The following is a 15153-nucleotide window of genomic DNA, read 5'->3' as shown; positions in this document are numbered from 1 at the left end:
GGAGTCAGGCGCTCAACACCCGGCAGGCTTCGGCTGGAATGGTTACCGATACCAGATTGCCAATGCTCAGCCCCACACACTGATTCGGCGTGCTCAGCGCAGTCAGCGACACGCCGGAACAATCGACCGTGGTTTCAATGGTCGCGCCAATGTCACGAATGAAGGTCACGGTGCCCGCCAGCTGATTTGCTGCTGCGGTTTGCGGCAGTGACAGCTGCAAGTCTTCAGGGCGAACCAGCATTTTGATGTTGGAGCCGACAACGATGCTGTCGCTGATCGGCACATTCAGCGCTTCCCCGCCCGGCATGCCGACCCTTCCGTTACCCAGCGCAGTCGCCGCAAAGATATTGCCCGAGCCGATAAAGTCCGCCACAAATTCATTGGCCGGATTGCGGTAAATCTCGATGGGCGTGCCCACCTGTTGTATCCGATGTTCGCCCAGCACCACGACGATATCGGCCATGGTCATGGCCTCGCGCTGGTCGTGGGTGACCAGAATCGTGGTGATATTCAGGCGCTTTTGCAGCTGGCGGATTTCCACTTGCATGGACTCGCGCAGCTTGGCGTCCAGCGCTGATAAAGGCTCGTCGAGCAACAGCAGCTTGGGATGCGAAGCGATGGCCCGGGCTATCGCCACGCGTTGACGCTGGCCGCCAGACAATTTTGCCACCGGGCGATCAACCATTTGCTGCAACTGGATCAACTCCAGCAACTCACTGACCCGTGCCTTTTGCTCGGGCTTGCCGACGCCGCGTAGCTTGAGCGGGTAAGCGATGTTTTCGCCGACGGTCATGTGCGGGAACAGCGCCAGCGACTGGAACACCATGCCGAAATTGCGCTGATGCGCCGGCGTATGGCTGATGTCTTCACCGTCCAGGCGGATTTCGCCGCTGGTCAGGGTTTCCAGCCCGGCGATCATGCGCAACAAGGTGGTCTTGCCGCAGCCGGACGGGCCGAGAAAGCACACCAGCTTGCCTTCCGGCAGGTGCAGATTGACGTCAGTTACCGCACACGCCGAGCCGTAGTATTTCTCTACGTTTTCCAGAATCAATCCGGTCATTTTTTGTAAACCTCAATGGGCAATCAGAACGAGACGCCACCTTCGCCAACCAGCTTCTCCAGCGCCCAGATCAGGACGAAGTCGATGAGCACGATCAGCACGGCGAAGGAAAAAACAGTTGGATCCAGCGACGACACGGTGCGGCTGTACATCCAGATCGGCACGGTCATCACATCGATGTTGTAGAGAAAGTAGGTCACGGTGAATTCGTTGAACGAGACGATGAACGCCAGCAGCATGCCGGCGAGAATTCCCGACTTCATCAGCGGCACCACGACGTCGACAATCGCCCGCAGCGGCGAAGCACCGAGCATTTGCGCGGCCTCCTCCACTTCGCTGCCGATGGACATCATCGCCGCCGTGCAGTTTTTCACCACGAAGGGCAGCGCCAGGATCACGTGGGCAATCACCAGCCGCGAGGTGTCCATGTGGAACGGCAGGCTGTCGAATATCAGCAACAGCGCCAGGCCCAACACCACCATGGGAAACACCAGCGGCAGGGACATCAATTGCATGGCCACGGCCTTGCCGCGAAATTCGCAGCGGGTCAGCGCGTAGGAAGCAGGCACGGCGATAATCGTCGCAAAAACCATGGTCAGGCAGGCCACCAACAGGCTGGTGGTCATGGCTTTGCCCAGGCTCAGAACATCGCTGGAGTCCGGCGAAACAAAGGTGCGCCAGGCCGCTTCATACCATTTGAGGCTGTAGCTGGAAGGCGGGAAATCCAGGTTCGATGCGCCGCTGAATGACATGACGATCATGGTCAGGATCGGCATGACCGCCAGCAGCAGGATGAAACCGGACAGAATTGCCGCGAAACGGCCGGTATCGCCAGGTAGAACCGGTTGCAGGCGAAAGCGTTTTTTCGTCGAAAGACTCATTGCGAAGCCTCCAGCATGCGGCGTCGACGCCCGGTGATGTATTCCGAAAGGGTCATGATCGCCAGCGTCGTGATAATCAGCACCACACCCGCTGCCGAGGCCGCGGGCCAGTTCATCAACGGTGCGATCTGGTCGTGAACCATGACCGCCAGCATCGGCACACGCCTGCCGCCCAGCAGCAGCGGTACGACAAAACTGCTGGCGTTGTAGGCAAACACCAAGGTGGCACCGGTAATAATCCCCGGTAGGCTCATGGGCAGAACGACCTGACGAAACACCTGAAAGCGGCTGGCGCCAAGGGTCGCGGCCGCTTCTTCGTAGCTGCGGGAAACGCCGCGCATGGCGCTGGCAATCGGCAGCACCGCAAGGGGGAACGCGGTCTGCACCAGCCCCATCAACACGCCGTTCTGGTTGTACAACATCATGATCGGCCGCGTGATCAGGCCCATGCCTTTGAGCGCCTGATTGAGCATGCCGCCCGGACCGAGAATCACCAGCCAGCCATAGCTTTGCAGCAGCAGGTTGACCAGCAGCGGCAGCAATACGGCAGCCAGAAATAGGCGTCGGATGAAGGGCGATTGCAGACGCGACATGGTGTAGCCGACCGGGATCGCCAGGATCACGGCAATCACGGCGCTGATCAGTGCCAGGCGCAAGGTCAGCAGCAACGATTTCAAGTAATAGGGTTCCAGCAGTTGGGCATAACTGTCCAGGCTGAAACCGGTCCACTCCGCGCCCTTGGTGCCAACGCTCATGCGCAGCACCAACAGGCTGGCGGCAATCAAGACCGCCATGAACAGCATCGATGGCGTGAGGAACAGCCAGGCGCGGGCGGTTGGGGAGAATGTCCTCGGTTTGCGTGCAACAACCACGGCTACCGGGCGGGTCAAGGGTTGGTGTTCCATGGTGGTGTTCTCTTTATTAGTAACCGAGGTATCACCCGACGCTCTGCAATGAAACCCGGGATTGTGGGAGCAAGCTCGCTTGCGAAAGCAATGTTTCAGACCCACTGAAAGTGTCTGATGCACCTGCCCCTTCGCGAGCAAGCTCGCTCCCACATTTCTCAGGAAGAGAAAATCTCGGTATAGCGGCGAATCCACTGGTCGTGCACGGTGGCCAGGAAAGCGTTGTCGTGCATGATCGCTTTGTCGGCGATTTGCTCCGGGGTAAGGATGTACGGGCTCTTGCGCGCCTCGGCGGAGATAATTGCCTTGGAGTTGACCGGCCCGTTGTAGATATCTTCAGCCATCTTGCCCTGCACCAGCGGGTCCAGAGAGTGGTTGATGAAGGCGTAGGCCAAATCGGTATCACCCGGACGATTTTTCGGCAGGACCGACTGCATCAGATCGGTATAGAAGCCTTCTTTCATGCCGAACGTGGCGCCTAGACCGTAGGCCGGATCACGAATCTGATTCGGAAAAAACGCTGGAGCGTATAGGCCGCCCATGTCCAGCGAGCCGGTGCGGAACAGTTCGGCGATCTGGTTCGGGTTCTCGCCCAACGTCACCACGCGATCCTTGAGCTCGGCGAGCTTCTTGAAGCCCGGCTCGATATTGTGTTCGTCACCACCGGCCAGCTTGGCGGCGATGATGATCAGGTCCATGGCCTCGGTCCAGTTCGGCGGCGGCAGGAAAATGCTCGGCGCCAGGTCCTTGTCCCACAAGGCGGCGTAGCTGTCCGGCGCTTCCTTCACGGTGCGCGTGCTGTAGATCAGGCTGTTGCACCACAGCAGATAACCGATGCCGTGGCCGTTGGCGCCGGTGCGGTATTTTTCCGGGACGTCGACGATGTTGGGGATGCGGTTGAGGTCAGGTTTTTCCAGCAGACCGGCCGCTGCCAGGCCTTCGGCGCCGACGCCAGCCAGGGTAATGACGTCGTATTGCGGGCGATCACCGCCAGCCTTGAGCTTGGCGACCATTTCCGAGGTGCTGCCGGTGCGGTCGGCAATAACCTTGGCGCCGGTCTTGGCTTCGAAGGTTGCCGCAATGTTGCGCAACGCGGCCAGGCCGGTATCATCGGACCAGGTCAGCAGACGCAGGGTCTTGCCCTGGAACCTGGTGTCGCTGGCGTTGGCGCGGATGAACGGCATCGACATGGCTGCCGCGGCTACCGATGCGACGCCCACTGTCTTGATGAACTGTCTTCTGTTCAGATCATGCTGGCCCATTCTGGACTCCATTTTCGTTGCTGCATGTTGAAGGTGACGCATCGTCGCGACAGGCGAACCGCGTTCCCGAAGCTCTCACCAAAGGCCCGTGATCCGGGCGCATCAGCTGAGTCGGCGAGGTCATCCTGAGTGCCCGTCGAACCCTCAACAATCGAAAATTTGTCATTGAAGCCATGTGTCCAACGCATGCCTCGCCAAGAGGCATGCGTGAGCCGTTCGTGCCCGATCAGGCAGCGCGGATGACGTGTTTTATTTCCTGGAAAGCCTGCATGCCCCAAGGCCCCAACTCGCGCCCTAGGCTGCTTTGTTTGTAACCGCCCCAGGCCGCCTGCGGGAAAATCACCTGTGGCGCGTTGATCCACACCAGTCCGGCTTGCAGGGCATTGGCGACCCGTTCGGCTGCCTGCGGATCGGCGCCGACCACGCTGGCCACCAGCCCGTATTCACTGTCATTGGCCAGAGCAATGGCTTCGGTTTCCGAGGCAAAACCCCGCACACAGAGCACCGGTCCGAAAATCTCCGCGCGCCACAATGCACTGTCCAGGGGCACGTCAGTGAACACCGTGGGCCGTAAAAAATAGCCCAACGGACGATCAGCCGGGCGTTCGCCGCCGCATAACAGCCGCGCACCGGCCTGTTTGCCGGCTTCGATATGGGCAATCACGCGCTGATATTGCGCCTGATTGACCAGCGGGCCCATTTCCACGCCCTCCTCCGACGGCTCGCCGACTTGAATCGCGTCGGCCCGGGCGGTCAGGCGTTGTAAAAATTCCGGTAGCAATGCCTGGGCGACCAATACGCGGCTGGTGGCCGAGCACATTTGCCCGGCATTGAAATAGCCGCCGCCACTGGCCAGTTCGACCGCCAGATCCAGATCCGCATCGGCCAATACCAGCAGCGACGACTTGCCACCCAGCTCCAGGCTCACGCCCTTGACGGTTTCAGCGGCGCGCTGCATGACTTGCACGCCGACGGCATTGCTGCCGGTGAAAGAGATTTTCGCGATGCGCGGATCGGCGGCCATGGGCGCGCCAACGGCAAGACCAGTCCCGCAGACCAGATTGAACACGCCCTCCGGCAGGCCGCTGGCGGCAATGATCTTCGCCAGCTGCAGTTCGGCCAACGGCGTGACTTCAGAGGGTTTGAGGACCACGCAACAACCAGCCGCCAATGCCGGGGCGAGTTTCCAGGCGGTGGTCACCATGGGAAAATTCCACGGCACGATCAGCCCGACCACGCCACACGGCTCACGCCGCAAACGCGCAGTGAAATCTTCACTGGGCAACACGACGGGCCGATCCTGCTGCTCATCCAGCGCCTCGGCGAGGCCCGCGTAATATTCAAAGGTGGCGATGACATCATCGACATCGATGGCAGCTTCAAACTCGGGCTTGCCGTTGTTGCTCGATTGCAGCTGCATCAAGGTCACGCGCTGTTCGGCGACGCCAGCGGCGATAGCACGCAGAATCCTGCCCCGCGCCGCGCCGGAGGTCTTTGACCACGAGGCAAATGCCACACTCGCGGCCTGCACCGCCTGATCCACCGCCAAGGCATCGCCGCCGGCAACCGTCGCCAACTGCGCCTCGGTTGCCGGGTTGATCACCGTCAGCAATTCGCTGCCCGAACGCCATTGTCCGTTGATATAAACGCCGTGTTGCACAGTCATCATGCTCATCAGTCTTGCATCCCGTTCATCCAGACCTGCTGGTCGATTTCAATCAAGGTCGGTCCCGGACGTTCGTGCGCGGCCTGCAACGCGACCTTCAATTCTTCAACACCGGACACCGCCTGTGCCGCGCAGCCCAGGGCCTTGGCCACGCCGACGAAATCCGGCGTGTAGATGTCCACGCCAACCGGCTCGATGGCGCGGTTGAGCATGTATTTCTTGATCTCTTCGTAGCCCTGGTTATTCCACAGCAACACGATGATCGGCGTGCGTGCTTCCACCGCGCTGGCCAGTTCCGCGAGGGTGAATTGCAAACCGCCATCACCAATCAGGCAGACGACCGGATTGCGCGCCCCGGAATCAGAGCAGCCCAGCCAGGCGCCGATGGCTGCGGGCAAGGCGTAACCCAAAGTGCCGTAGCCTGTGGAGGAGTTGAACCAGCGGCGCGGGTGCTCCAGATTCAACGTCAGGTTGCCGGTATATACCGGCTGAGTGGAGTCGCCGACCAGCACCACGTCAGGCAGGACGTCGAGCACGGTTTGCAGGAATCGGGTTTGCCCGCGTGTTGCGCTGTCCCAGGACGTTTCAAGGGTGTCACGCAACGCGGCGGCGCGGGTGCGGCCCCAATCCTCAAGGCGCTCTTCCCGATGTTGGCCAACCAGCTCGGTGAGCAACGCATTGACCGCGATTTCAGCATCGGAAACCAGCGCAACCGCTGGCGGGAAATTACGCACGGTCTGATCCGGATCGATGTCGATGCGCAGCAGTGTGCCGGGAATCTTGAAGCTGTCGGTGAAGGTGATGTCGTAATCGGTTTCCGCCAACTCGGTGCCAATAGCCAGGACCACGTCGGCATCCATGACCAGCGCCCGCGTCGGCGCCAGGGATTGCGTCGAGCCGATCAGCAGCGGATGCCGCGATGGCAGCATGCCTTTGGCGTTAATGGTCAGCGCAACCGGCGCGTCCAACTGCTCCGCCAGTTTCATCAACGCTTGTGCCGCATCGATGGCCCCGCCGCCGGCAAGGATCAACGGGCGTTTGGCCTTGGCCAGCAGGCTGGCCATTTGCGTCACGGCCGCAGGTGCCGCGCCGGAGCGATAAACGTTGACTGGCTTGCTTTGCAGCAGCTCATCGGCCTCCTCCACCAGGACATCCAGAGGAATCTCGATATGCACCGGCCGCGGGCGACCGGCCTGGAACAAGGCAAACGCGCGTGCCAGCACACCCGGCAATTCACTCGCCGACATCAAGGTATGGGAAAACGCCGCGACGCCAGCCACCAGCGCACTTTGCGAAGGCAACTCGTGCAGCTTGCCGCGCCCGCCGCCCAGTTGGTTGCGCGATTGCACGCTGGAAATGACCAGCATCGGGATCGAGTCGGCATACGCCTGGCCCATCGCCGTGGTGATGTTGGTCATGCCGGGGCCGGTGATGATGAAACACACGCCGGGTTTGCCGCTGGTGCGGGCATAGCCATCCGCCATGAAACCCGCGCCCTGCTCGTGGCGGGGCGTGACGTGGTTGATCGTCGAACCCGCCAGGCCACGGTACAACTCGACGGTGTGCACCCCCGGAATACCGAACACCTGCTCGACGCCATAACCTTCCAGTAACTTCACCAACACTTCGCCGCAAGTCGCCATTTGCCATTCATCCTTCATCGGTTCGAGAACTGTCCGACGTTCGCGCATCAGGTCAGGCGCGAGTGGGCACAGTTTGTGAGGGTAATTGGAACTGCCGGGCATGGTTGTGACAACGCATAAAATGTCATGCTTAGGCATGTTCCCCACGCATACCTGAAATCCCATGAAACGTTTGCCGCCACTTCCAGCGCTTCACACCTTCCTGATCACGGCCCAGTGCTGCAATTTCACTCGCGCCGCCGAACTGTTGCACATCACCCAGGGCGCAGTCAGTCGGCAGATTTCCGGGCTGGAAAGCCATCTGGGTTATTCGTTGTTTCAACGCCAGGCACGCGGCTTGAGCCTCACGGCGCAAGGTCGGGAACTGTTTCCGCGCATTCAGCAGGTCTTCGCGCTGATCGACGAAGCCGTGGAACAAGTGGGCGTAAAACGCGACGCGTTGCAACTCAAGGCACCGACTTGCCTGATGCGCTGGCTTCTTCCCCGCCTGCTGCAATGGCAGAAGGAGCGGCCGGATGTACCGGTGGAACTGACCACTACGGTGCAGCACGCGGTGGATTTCCGTCGGGAGGAATTCGACGCTGCCGTGGTCTACGGCGCGCGCCCGGACAGCTCGATGCAGGTCCATCACATTTTCGACGAACAACTGACGCCGGTCTGTTCCCAACAACTGCTGGCCGGCCCGGTGCCGCTCAAAACCTTCGCGGACCTGGAACAGCACATGCTGCTGCATCCAACCCGGGATCAGCGCGACTGGGAACAGTGGCTGAAAGCCGCAGGCGCGACCGTCAGCAATATCAGCAAAGGACAGCATTTCGACACCCTGGACCTGGCGATGTCGGTGGCGTCGCAAGGCACGGGCGTAGCGATTGGTGATTGGGCGCTGATTGACGAAGACCTCAGCACCGGCCGACTGGTCATGCCCTTCGACCTGAAAGTCCGCACCGGCGCGGCCTATTATTTTGTGTTCCCTACCCGACCTGGCGCTTCGCCACAGTTGCGCGAACTGATTGACTGGCTCTTGGCGCAAGCGGCGCAACGGGCGGACCTATAACCGTTGGTAGCGAACTGGCCATTTGCTAGACCTTTTCTTTCCTACGCCACCGCAGAACGTGTCCTACAATTTCCTCAGTCCCTTTCAGAACTGCTCTGTAGTCGGAATGAGGAAAGCGTCATGAACATAACAACAAGAAAGTGCCTGGCTGTACTGGGCGCCAGCGCCATCGTTGCCCTTTATGCAGCTGGCGCATACCGGATCGAGCTGATCCGCGAAGCCCCCCGCGTGGCCAGTTGCAGCTTCGGCCATTGCGTACCCACTGATGCAACCTTCAGCGCGTTGCGATGAGCTACAACTTCAGACTGTGGGAGCGTTCGGAGGTTACGACGGCCGCGAATCGGTGTGTCAGGTCAACCGCTTTCGCTGCCTCGCGTTGCTCGTAAGCTCCCACAGAGTTTCTCCACAGGCTATGCATAAGGCAGCTATCGATTAGCAAGCTATCGGATTAGACTGACGGCTTTCTCCTGCCGCAATTGCGGCGGGTAAACACTGTCGATCAGGTTCAGCCTTGACCAACCTTAATCAAACCACGCCGTCCATCCGCAGCGTTCTGTTTGCGTTGATGATGGCCGTATTTCTCAGTGCGCTGGACCAAACCATAGTCGCCGTCTCGATGCCGGCCATCTCCGCGCAATTCATGGATTTCGACCTGCTGGCTTGGGTGATTTCAGGCTACATGGTGGCGCTGACCGTGGCGGTGCCGATCTACGGCAAACTCGGCGACTTGTACGGGCGACGCAATCTGATGCTGTTCGGGCTGGGGCTGTTTACCTTGGCCTCATTGTTTTGCGGCATGGCGCAAAGCATGGAACAACTGGTGCTTGCGCGGATCATTCAGGGCATCGGCGCGGGCGGCATGGTTTCGGTGAGCCAGGCGATCATCGGCGACATCGTTCCGCCGCGCGAACGCGGGCGTTATCAGGGTTATTTCAGTGGGATGTATGCCGCCGCCAGCGTAGCCGGACCCGTGCTGGGCGGGTTCATGACCGAGTATCTGTCGTGGCGCTGGGTATTTCTGATCAACCTGCCACTTGGCCTGCTCGCCTGGTGGGTCGCCAAACGCACGCTGATCGGCCTGCCCGTTCCACAACGCAAACCCATCATTGATTACCTCGGCACCGTGCTGATGATCGTCGGCCTCAGCGCCTTGTTGTTGGGCATCACCGAGATTGGCCAAGGCCGCAACTGGCGCGATGATCAAGTAGTCGCGCTGCTGGGCATCGCGCTATTGGCACTGGTGGTGTTCGTGCTCTACGAACGGCGCGCACAAGAGCCGCTGCTGCCCATGCACCTGTTCGCCAATCGCAGCGCGGTGCTGTGCTGGTGCACGGTTTTCTTCACCAGTTTCCAGGCGATCTCGCTGATCGTGCTGGTGCCGCTGCGTTTTCAGACCGTGACCGGCGGCGGCGCCGACAGCGCCGCCCTGCACCTGCTGCCGCTGGCGATTGGTATGCCGATGGGCGCTTATTTCGCCGGCCGCCGCACGTCCCTGACCGGACGTTACAAACCCTTGATCCTGGCCGGCGCGCTGCTGATGCCGCTGGCGATCCTCGGCATGGCTTTCACCTCGCCGCAGTCGGCGCTGCTGACCAGTCTGTTCATGGTGCTGACCGGTTTTGCCAGCGGCATGCAATTTCCGACTTCGCTGGTTGGTACGCAGAACTCCGTCGCGGTACGCGACATGGGCGTCGCCACCAGCACCACCAACCTGTTTCGTTCCCTGGGCGGGGCCGTGGGCGTGGCGGTGATGTCCGCGCTGTTACTGGCCATGTTGCAAGGCACAGGCCTGGCTCATGTCGGTGGCGCGGTGGCAGGTGTTGAAAGCGGTTCCGGCAATGTGCTGATGGACAGCCTCAACGCAGCCAGTGGCCCCGCGCTGCAAAACCTGCGCAGTGAACTGGCGCTGACGTTCGAGCACCTGATGATGATCAGCGCGGCGGTATCCCTGTTCGGCCTGGCCGCCGCGCTGTCGATGCCCAATAATTTGTTGCGGGGTAGAGAGCATCAGGAGCGGTGATCTTGTAGGAGCCAACTTGTTGGCAGGGCGTCGCACCTATTCGCGAGCAAGCTCGCTCCCATACAAGTTCGCTCCTACGCGGCCGACTACTTATTGTAATACCCCACCGCCACCAGATGACTACCCGCTTTGCGCACATAAGCGTGCTTGTTTTCCACTTTGTTGGTGACCGGGTTAAGCCAGCGGTACTCGTATTCGCCTGTATCCTGCCGGGCGATCAGTGTCAGGATTGGCTCGCCCACGGGCTTGCCTTCCGGATCCTTGACCTTTCTGAAGTCGGTATTGATCAGACGCAGATTGGTGCCGTGGGCGACGTAGCGGTCGTTGCTCAGATCGACCACGAACACATACAGATCGTCCTGAAGGAATCCGCCCTTGAGGCTGTTTATCGCAGTCAGCGTTCCCTTTTGGTCGCGGGCCAGTTCGGTGACAGCCTTGTCCAGCAACGCCCTTGCCTGCTCGGGCGAAGCACGCGGTACGTAATAGCCCACCGCCAGGATGCGTTCGCCGATCCGCTGAAAGTACACGCGCTTGCGTTCTACCTTGCCGTCAGCCCAGTTGTTCCAGCGATATTCCGCCTGCTGCACACCCTTGGTTTCGGGCGTTTGCAGCACTTGTTTGAAAGCCTTTTGCAGATTCGGTTCCAGCACCTGGGAAACGTCCCGGCCGATCAGCACCACGGATGGTCCGCCACTGGCGAGCATCACGCCCTTGGTATCGACCACGAACACGTAACGCTCCCCGTCGACGAACTCACCCTGGCGGCTGAATTCGGCAAAGGCCTTGTCGCCCTCTTGCTGATAACGCTGCACGGCCTTTTCCAGCAGCGCTTTGGCCGCCGGTCCTTGATCGGGGCTCTCTGCCCCGGCCCAGGCTTGCCCCAGCCACATTAGACATACCCACCCCAAGAGCGCTTTTCCGAGCCCGATACTGCGTGGCGACGACGGCATTACCGATCCCTCTTTTATTGATTTGGACAGAGCTTAGCCAATAACCGGACGATGACGAACTATTCACAGGACGCTGCCAGGGCGGGCCGTGCGTTCAGTCAGCCCAGAACCATTGCGTGCGCTCAGGCTTGAGATGCTCGAAGGTCGGCATGACTTCGCCCTGGTGGAAAAATCGTCGCGAGCGCGCCTTGGCATTGCTGAACCAGTTACCGGTTTCGGGGCAAGGCTGGCCCGCGTTGACGGCGGGCTTGGGTTTGTCGTCAAAGCGCGCATACCACTGCGCGGTCGTCTCCTTGGAGAAGCACGGACCGGGGATCGGATAGGGATGCAGGCAACCGGTGTCTTGTAGACGGATAGGCTTGAGCACTTTGTTTAGCGCCCTGTAGGCCAGTGGTGGCGTTTCGGTCGCGGGGAGCAGGTCCGGAAGGATCCCGGTACGGATCAATAATCCCCCATCGTAGGGATGAAAGGTGATATCGCTGTGCGAACTCAGCGTGCCTCGCAAACGGTCATTGCCGCCCACCTGCCGGACAAAACGCTGCCCAAGTACGGTGTACCAGCTAACACCCTTGATGCGATTGAGCAGACGCAAGCTTTCCATATGCGGTCCCGAGTCGACCATCAGCCCGTTATTACTGAGCGCCAGGCGGTATTCCAGCGACAGATGACAATGACCATCTGACGGCAGAATGCACGCCAGACCACCATAGCCGTGTTCGGCATGGAGCTGGCTGCACAGGAATTTGATCCAGCCCTCGTAGAGACCGACGCCACCGTTTTCGGTCAGGTACGCCCAGGGCAGGACCATTTTCAAGCAGCAAAGATCGGTATCCGCCTGCTCCTGGGGCGTGCAGGTCAGGAACAGCTGATAGCTGGCCACTTGCGAAGCGTCTGCGCTGAATAACGACCACAACAATGGCTCGTGAGGCGAGCTGTCGAGAATCTGCCGTCGACACCTGGCGAAACTGCTCGGCGCCAGCTTGCGCACGTGCTGGTAATGCTGCCATTTGAGTAAAGGCCGGAATGCCTTATAGAAACGCGCGAAGCAGGCGTCAATCCGGAACCTGGCATCCAGCGTATGCCCCTGCTTGAAATAAAGGGTCGTGATCAGACCCATACGGACGATGGGCACGGCTCGTGCAGAGTCGATCGTCACGCGCGCGGCACCGTCCCTGAGCCGGCCTAACAAACGCACAGCTTCAGAAAGAGTTTCCGACACGAACGATCCTCCTCATCATCCCGGCGCTGCGGTGTGAGAGGCCCTCATAAGACATTTCCCGCAATGCCGATGCAGGGCTCCGGGTGTCAGGGGCGACTTCGAGGCGTCGAGAGGTTGCGAGGAATTTTTCGCCAACGACAGGGCATATAAGCGCAAGGGTGCCCGAAAACATGCAATTTCTTCCCGTTCATGTTTGCTTGCAGCAAAGAATGAAGAGAGTTGTACGCAGGAGCAATACGTAGGAATTAGTTTGGGAAATCAGCCACACGTTTCAAGAAATGTCCTACTGACGTCCTACAAGACGGGACTACGTCACTCACAAATGTCATGAAGTTTCATACTGGCGTTGCGCCCAAATTTGGCGAACGGAGCGTAAACTCTCTGTCCATGCGCGTGGAGTTCGCGATAGATACGCTGCATATTCCGTGGTAAACCCTGCGACAGCCGATCAGTTTCGCAACGCAGGACTCAGGCGCAACATGTCCAAGCCTGCTTCTACCCACTGTTCAGCATGTTTGTTGAGCGAATAGCTGTCAGGAATCAGCAACCACTGGCCGAGCATGCCATCGATATAGGCATGTAATGTGATCGACGCGCGAACGCTGTCGAGGTTGGCGGGAAGCTGCCCTTTTCGAACCGCGTTATTCAAGGCAACGCCGATTCGATCGTTGCATTCCAGGGCATTGGCCTGGCGCTGACGACGAAAGTCACACATTTCATCGGTAAACTCGCATTTATGAAACAGAATCTCATTGATGCGACGCGTTTTCGGGTCCAGTGCAACTTTATGAAACAAATGAATCAGAAGTTTTTTCATGCAGCCCAGCGGGTCTTCTTCGTGCTCGCTTTCGCTCGCCCTGGCCATTTCTTCAAGTGGCTCTTGCAGGCTGTCGAGCATCGCTTGCACCAGATCAGCCTTGTTGCTGAAGTGCCAGTAGATAGCGCCGCGCGTCACGCCGGCAATCGAGGCGATGTCCGCCAGGGTCGTACGCGCCACGCCCCGCTCATAGAATGCCTGCTCGGCAGCCTCCAGAATCTGGCTGCGGGTGACCTGAGCTTCTTCTTTGGTACGACGGACCATGGCAGTAAAACCTCAATCAAATTACTTGAAGCTGCGAAAAACGCAGGTTCGAAGCAGAACCGGGCGGCATTTGTATTGCCTTGTCCCGAACCTACAATCCCCGATTCCTGCGGCGTATTGATGCAGGGAAGGGTATTTACAAACAACCGTGAATGTAAGTATATTCATTAGCTTCCTACTTATCCAGCCGGAATACATTTTTAACCTTTAACCTTCTTGAGCACTCAGGCTCCTGACCCGAGGATCTTCATGCAATTCAAGCCAGCTGTTACCGTTCTGGTCACTGCCGTCGCCCTGGCCACCCTGCTCGGCGGTTGCAGTAAAAAAGAAGAGGCGGCCCCTGCTCCGCCGCCACCTCAGGTTGGTGTGGTCACTCTGAAAACCCAGCCGTACGCGCTGACCTCGGAGCTGCCCGGCAGAACCACGGCGTTCCGCATCGCGGAGGTTCGTCCGCAGGTCAACGGCATCATTCTCAAACGTCTGTTCACTGAAGGCGCGGACGTCAAAGTCGGTCAGCAGCTCTACCAGATCGACCCGGCCCTTTACGAAGCCACTGCCAACAGCGCCAAGGCTGCCTTGCAATCGGCAAAATCACTGGCCGATCGTTATAAGCAGCTGGTCAGCGAGCAAGCCGTCAGCCGTCAGGAATACGACACGGCCCTGGCCGACAGCCTGACCGCGCAGGCCACGTATCAAACCGCGCAGATCAACCTGCGCTACACCAAGGTGCTTTCGCCGATTGCCGGCCGTATTGGTCGCTCGTCGGTAACTGAAGGCGCACTGGTCAGCAGTGCTCAGACCGATGCCATGGCGACGATTCAGCAACTCGACCCGATCTACGTCGATGTGGTGCAGTCTTCGGTCGACATGCTCAAGCTGCGCGCCGAACTCGACAGCGGCAAGTTGCAGAAAGCTGGCGAGAACGCGGCCAAGGTCAATCTGACCCTGGAAGACAACAGCAAGTACGCACTGGAAGGCAAACTGGAATTCTCTGAAGTCTCCGTGGATCAAACCACCGGCTCGGTGACCCTGCGCGCCGTGTTCCCGAACCCGGACCACCGTTTGCTGCCAGGCATGTTCGTTCACGCCCGTCTACAAACCGGCGTGAATGCCACAGCGATCCTGGCGCCACAACAAGGCGTTACGCGTGACCTGAAAGGCACGCCGACCGCATTGATCGTCAACAAGGACAACAAGGTCGAATTGCGCACCTTGGTGGCTAATCGCACCGTGGGTAGCGACTGGTTGATCGAAAGTGGCCTGCAAGCCGGAGACCGGATCATCACTGAAGGTCTGCAGTACGTTAAACCAGGCGCAGAAGTGAAGGTCGCAGAAGCCACCAACGTCCAGTCGGCAAACCCGGCACCTGCCCCGGCAACTGAAAAAGCCGCAGGCAGTAAAGGGGAGTAATT

At 59.6% G+C, this 15153-nt stretch carries 13 protein-coding genes; 4 read left to right on the top strand and 9 right to left on the bottom strand.

The annotated features are described in order from the left end of the window. Positions 1-4: 4 nt before the first annotated feature. From AFK24_RS17590 to AFK24_RS17565, 6 genes are all read right to left on the bottom strand, one after another. Positions 5-1060 carry an ABC transporter ATP-binding protein gene (locus AFK24_RS17590; protein WP_065834438.1) on the bottom strand — a complete coding sequence of 352 codons (1056 nt, stop codon included), beginning with the start codon at positions 1058-1060 and terminating at the stop codon, positions 5-7. Between the two features lie 23 nt (positions 1061-1083). After that, positions 1084-1941, bottom strand: a complete 858-nt coding sequence (locus AFK24_RS17585) for an ABC transporter permease (RefSeq protein ID WP_065834437.1) — start codon at positions 1939-1941, stop codon at positions 1084-1086. Then, on the bottom strand, positions 1938-2846 hold the full coding sequence (locus AFK24_RS17580; protein WP_065834436.1) for an ABC transporter permease: 909 nt from the start codon (positions 2844-2846) through the stop codon (positions 1938-1940). The genes AFK24_RS17585 and AFK24_RS17580 overlap by 4 nt, the downstream gene beginning before the upstream one ends. A gap of 158 nt (positions 2847-3004) precedes the next feature. Beyond that, the gene (locus AFK24_RS17575) at positions 3005-4108 is read right to left on the bottom strand and encodes an ABC transporter substrate-binding protein (protein WP_065834435.1); all 1104 of its coding nucleotides are present in this window, start codon (positions 4106-4108) and stop codon (positions 3005-3007) included. A gap of 226 nt (positions 4109-4334) precedes the next feature. Then, positions 4335-5783, bottom strand: a complete 1449-nt coding sequence (locus tag AFK24_RS17570) for an aldehyde dehydrogenase family protein (RefSeq protein WP_065834434.1) — start codon at positions 5781-5783, stop codon at positions 4335-4337. Next, positions 5783-7417 carry a 5-guanidino-2-oxopentanoate decarboxylase gene (locus AFK24_RS17565; RefSeq protein ID WP_065834601.1) on the bottom strand — a complete coding sequence of 545 codons (1635 nt, stop codon included), beginning with the start codon at positions 7415-7417 and terminating at the stop codon, positions 5783-5785. The genes AFK24_RS17570 and AFK24_RS17565 overlap by 1 nt, the downstream gene beginning before the upstream one ends. A 163-nt stretch (positions 7418-7580) precedes the next feature. Here AFK24_RS17565 and AFK24_RS17560 point away from each other — a divergent pair, with 163 nt between their 5' ends. The 3 genes from AFK24_RS17560 (at position 7581) to AFK24_RS17555 (ending at position 10491) form a co-directional block, all read left to right on the top strand. Further along, positions 7581-8471, top strand: a complete 891-nt coding sequence (locus tag AFK24_RS17560) for a LysR substrate-binding domain-containing protein (protein WP_065834433.1) — start codon at positions 7581-7583, stop codon at positions 8469-8471. A gap of 120 nt (positions 8472-8591) precedes the next feature. Then, on the top strand, positions 8592-8762 hold the full coding sequence (locus AFK24_RS31220) for a hypothetical protein (protein ID WP_170826353.1): 171 nt from the start codon (positions 8592-8594) through the stop codon (positions 8760-8762). Positions 8763-8982: 220 nt separating this feature from the next. Continuing rightward, positions 8983-10491 carry an MDR family MFS transporter gene (locus tag AFK24_RS17555; protein ID WP_065834432.1) on the top strand — a complete coding sequence of 503 codons (1509 nt, stop codon included), beginning with the start codon at positions 8983-8985 and terminating at the stop codon, positions 10489-10491. Positions 10492-10577: 86 nt separating this feature from the next. On the opposite strand, the gene AFK24_RS17550 is transcribed toward AFK24_RS17555, so the two are convergent. The 3 genes from AFK24_RS17550 to AFK24_RS17540 all read right to left on the bottom strand — a co-directional run bounded on the left by AFK24_RS17550 (position 10578) and on the right by AFK24_RS17540 (position 13741). After that, a complete protein-coding gene (locus AFK24_RS17550; protein WP_240500408.1) occupies positions 10578-11381 on the bottom strand; it encodes a cache domain-containing protein in 804 nt (267 codons plus the stop codon). Positions 11382-11535: 154 nt separating this feature from the next. Then, entirely contained in the window at positions 11536-12660 is a 1125-nt protein-coding gene (locus AFK24_RS17545; protein ID WP_065834430.1) for a DUF3396 domain-containing protein, read from the bottom strand. 448 nt (positions 12661-13108) lie between these two features. Next, complete coding sequence (locus AFK24_RS17540) at positions 13109-13741, bottom strand: TetR family transcriptional regulator (protein ID WP_065834429.1); 633 nt, start codon at positions 13739-13741, stop codon at positions 13109-13111. Positions 13742-13990: 249 nt separating this feature from the next. Between AFK24_RS17540 and AFK24_RS17535 the strand changes: the two genes are divergently transcribed. Beyond that, positions 13991-15151, top strand: coding sequence for an efflux RND transporter periplasmic adaptor subunit (locus tag AFK24_RS17535; protein ID WP_065834428.1), 1161 nt, complete (start codon positions 13991-13993; stop codon positions 15149-15151). Positions 15152-15153 lie beyond the last annotated feature (2 nt).

This window comes from Pseudomonas syringae, assembly GCF_001698815.1.
GTDB lineage: Bacteria > Pseudomonadota > Gammaproteobacteria > Pseudomonadales > Pseudomonadaceae > Aquipseudomonas > Aquipseudomonas syringae_A.
The sequence above is the reverse complement of the archived record's forward strand: the minus strand, read 5'-3'. Positions and strand labels throughout refer to the sequence as shown.

Coding starts and splice junctions, on each gene's coding strand:
- AFK24_RS17585 (WP_065834437.1), bottom strand. CDS start 1,941: ATGAGTCTTTCGACGAAAAAACGCTTTCGCCTGCAACCGGTTCTACCT.
- AFK24_RS17550 (WP_240500408.1), bottom strand. CDS start 11,381: ATGTGGCTGGGGCAAGCCTGGGCCGGGGCAGAGAGCCCCGATCAAGGA.
- AFK24_RS17575 (WP_065834435.1), bottom strand. CDS start 4,108: ATGGGCCAGCATGATCTGAACAGAAGACAGTTCATCAAGACAGTGGGC.
- AFK24_RS17565 (WP_065834601.1), bottom strand. CDS start 7,417: ATGGCGACTTGCGGCGAAGTGTTGGTGAAGTTACTGGAAGGTTATGGC.
- AFK24_RS17590 (WP_065834438.1), bottom strand. CDS start 1,060: ATGACCGGATTGATTCTGGAAAACGTAGAGAAATACTACGGCTCGGCG.
- AFK24_RS17570 (WP_065834434.1), bottom strand. CDS start 5,783: ATGAGCATGATGACTGTGCAACACGGCGTTTATATCAACGGACAATGG.
- AFK24_RS17560 (WP_065834433.1), top strand. CDS start 7,581: ATGAAACGTTTGCCGCCACTTCCAGCGCTTCACACCTTCCTGATCACG.
- AFK24_RS17580 (WP_065834436.1), bottom strand. CDS start 2,846: ATGGAACACCAACCCTTGACCCGCCCGGTAGCCGTGGTTGTTGCACGC.
- AFK24_RS17540 (WP_065834429.1), bottom strand. CDS start 13,741: ATGGTCCGTCGTACCAAAGAAGAAGCTCAGGTCACCCGCAGCCAGATT.
- AFK24_RS31220 (WP_170826353.1), top strand. CDS start 8,592: ATGAACATAACAACAAGAAAGTGCCTGGCTGTACTGGGCGCCAGCGCC.
- AFK24_RS17535 (WP_065834428.1), top strand. CDS start 13,991: ATGCAATTCAAGCCAGCTGTTACCGTTCTGGTCACTGCCGTCGCCCTG.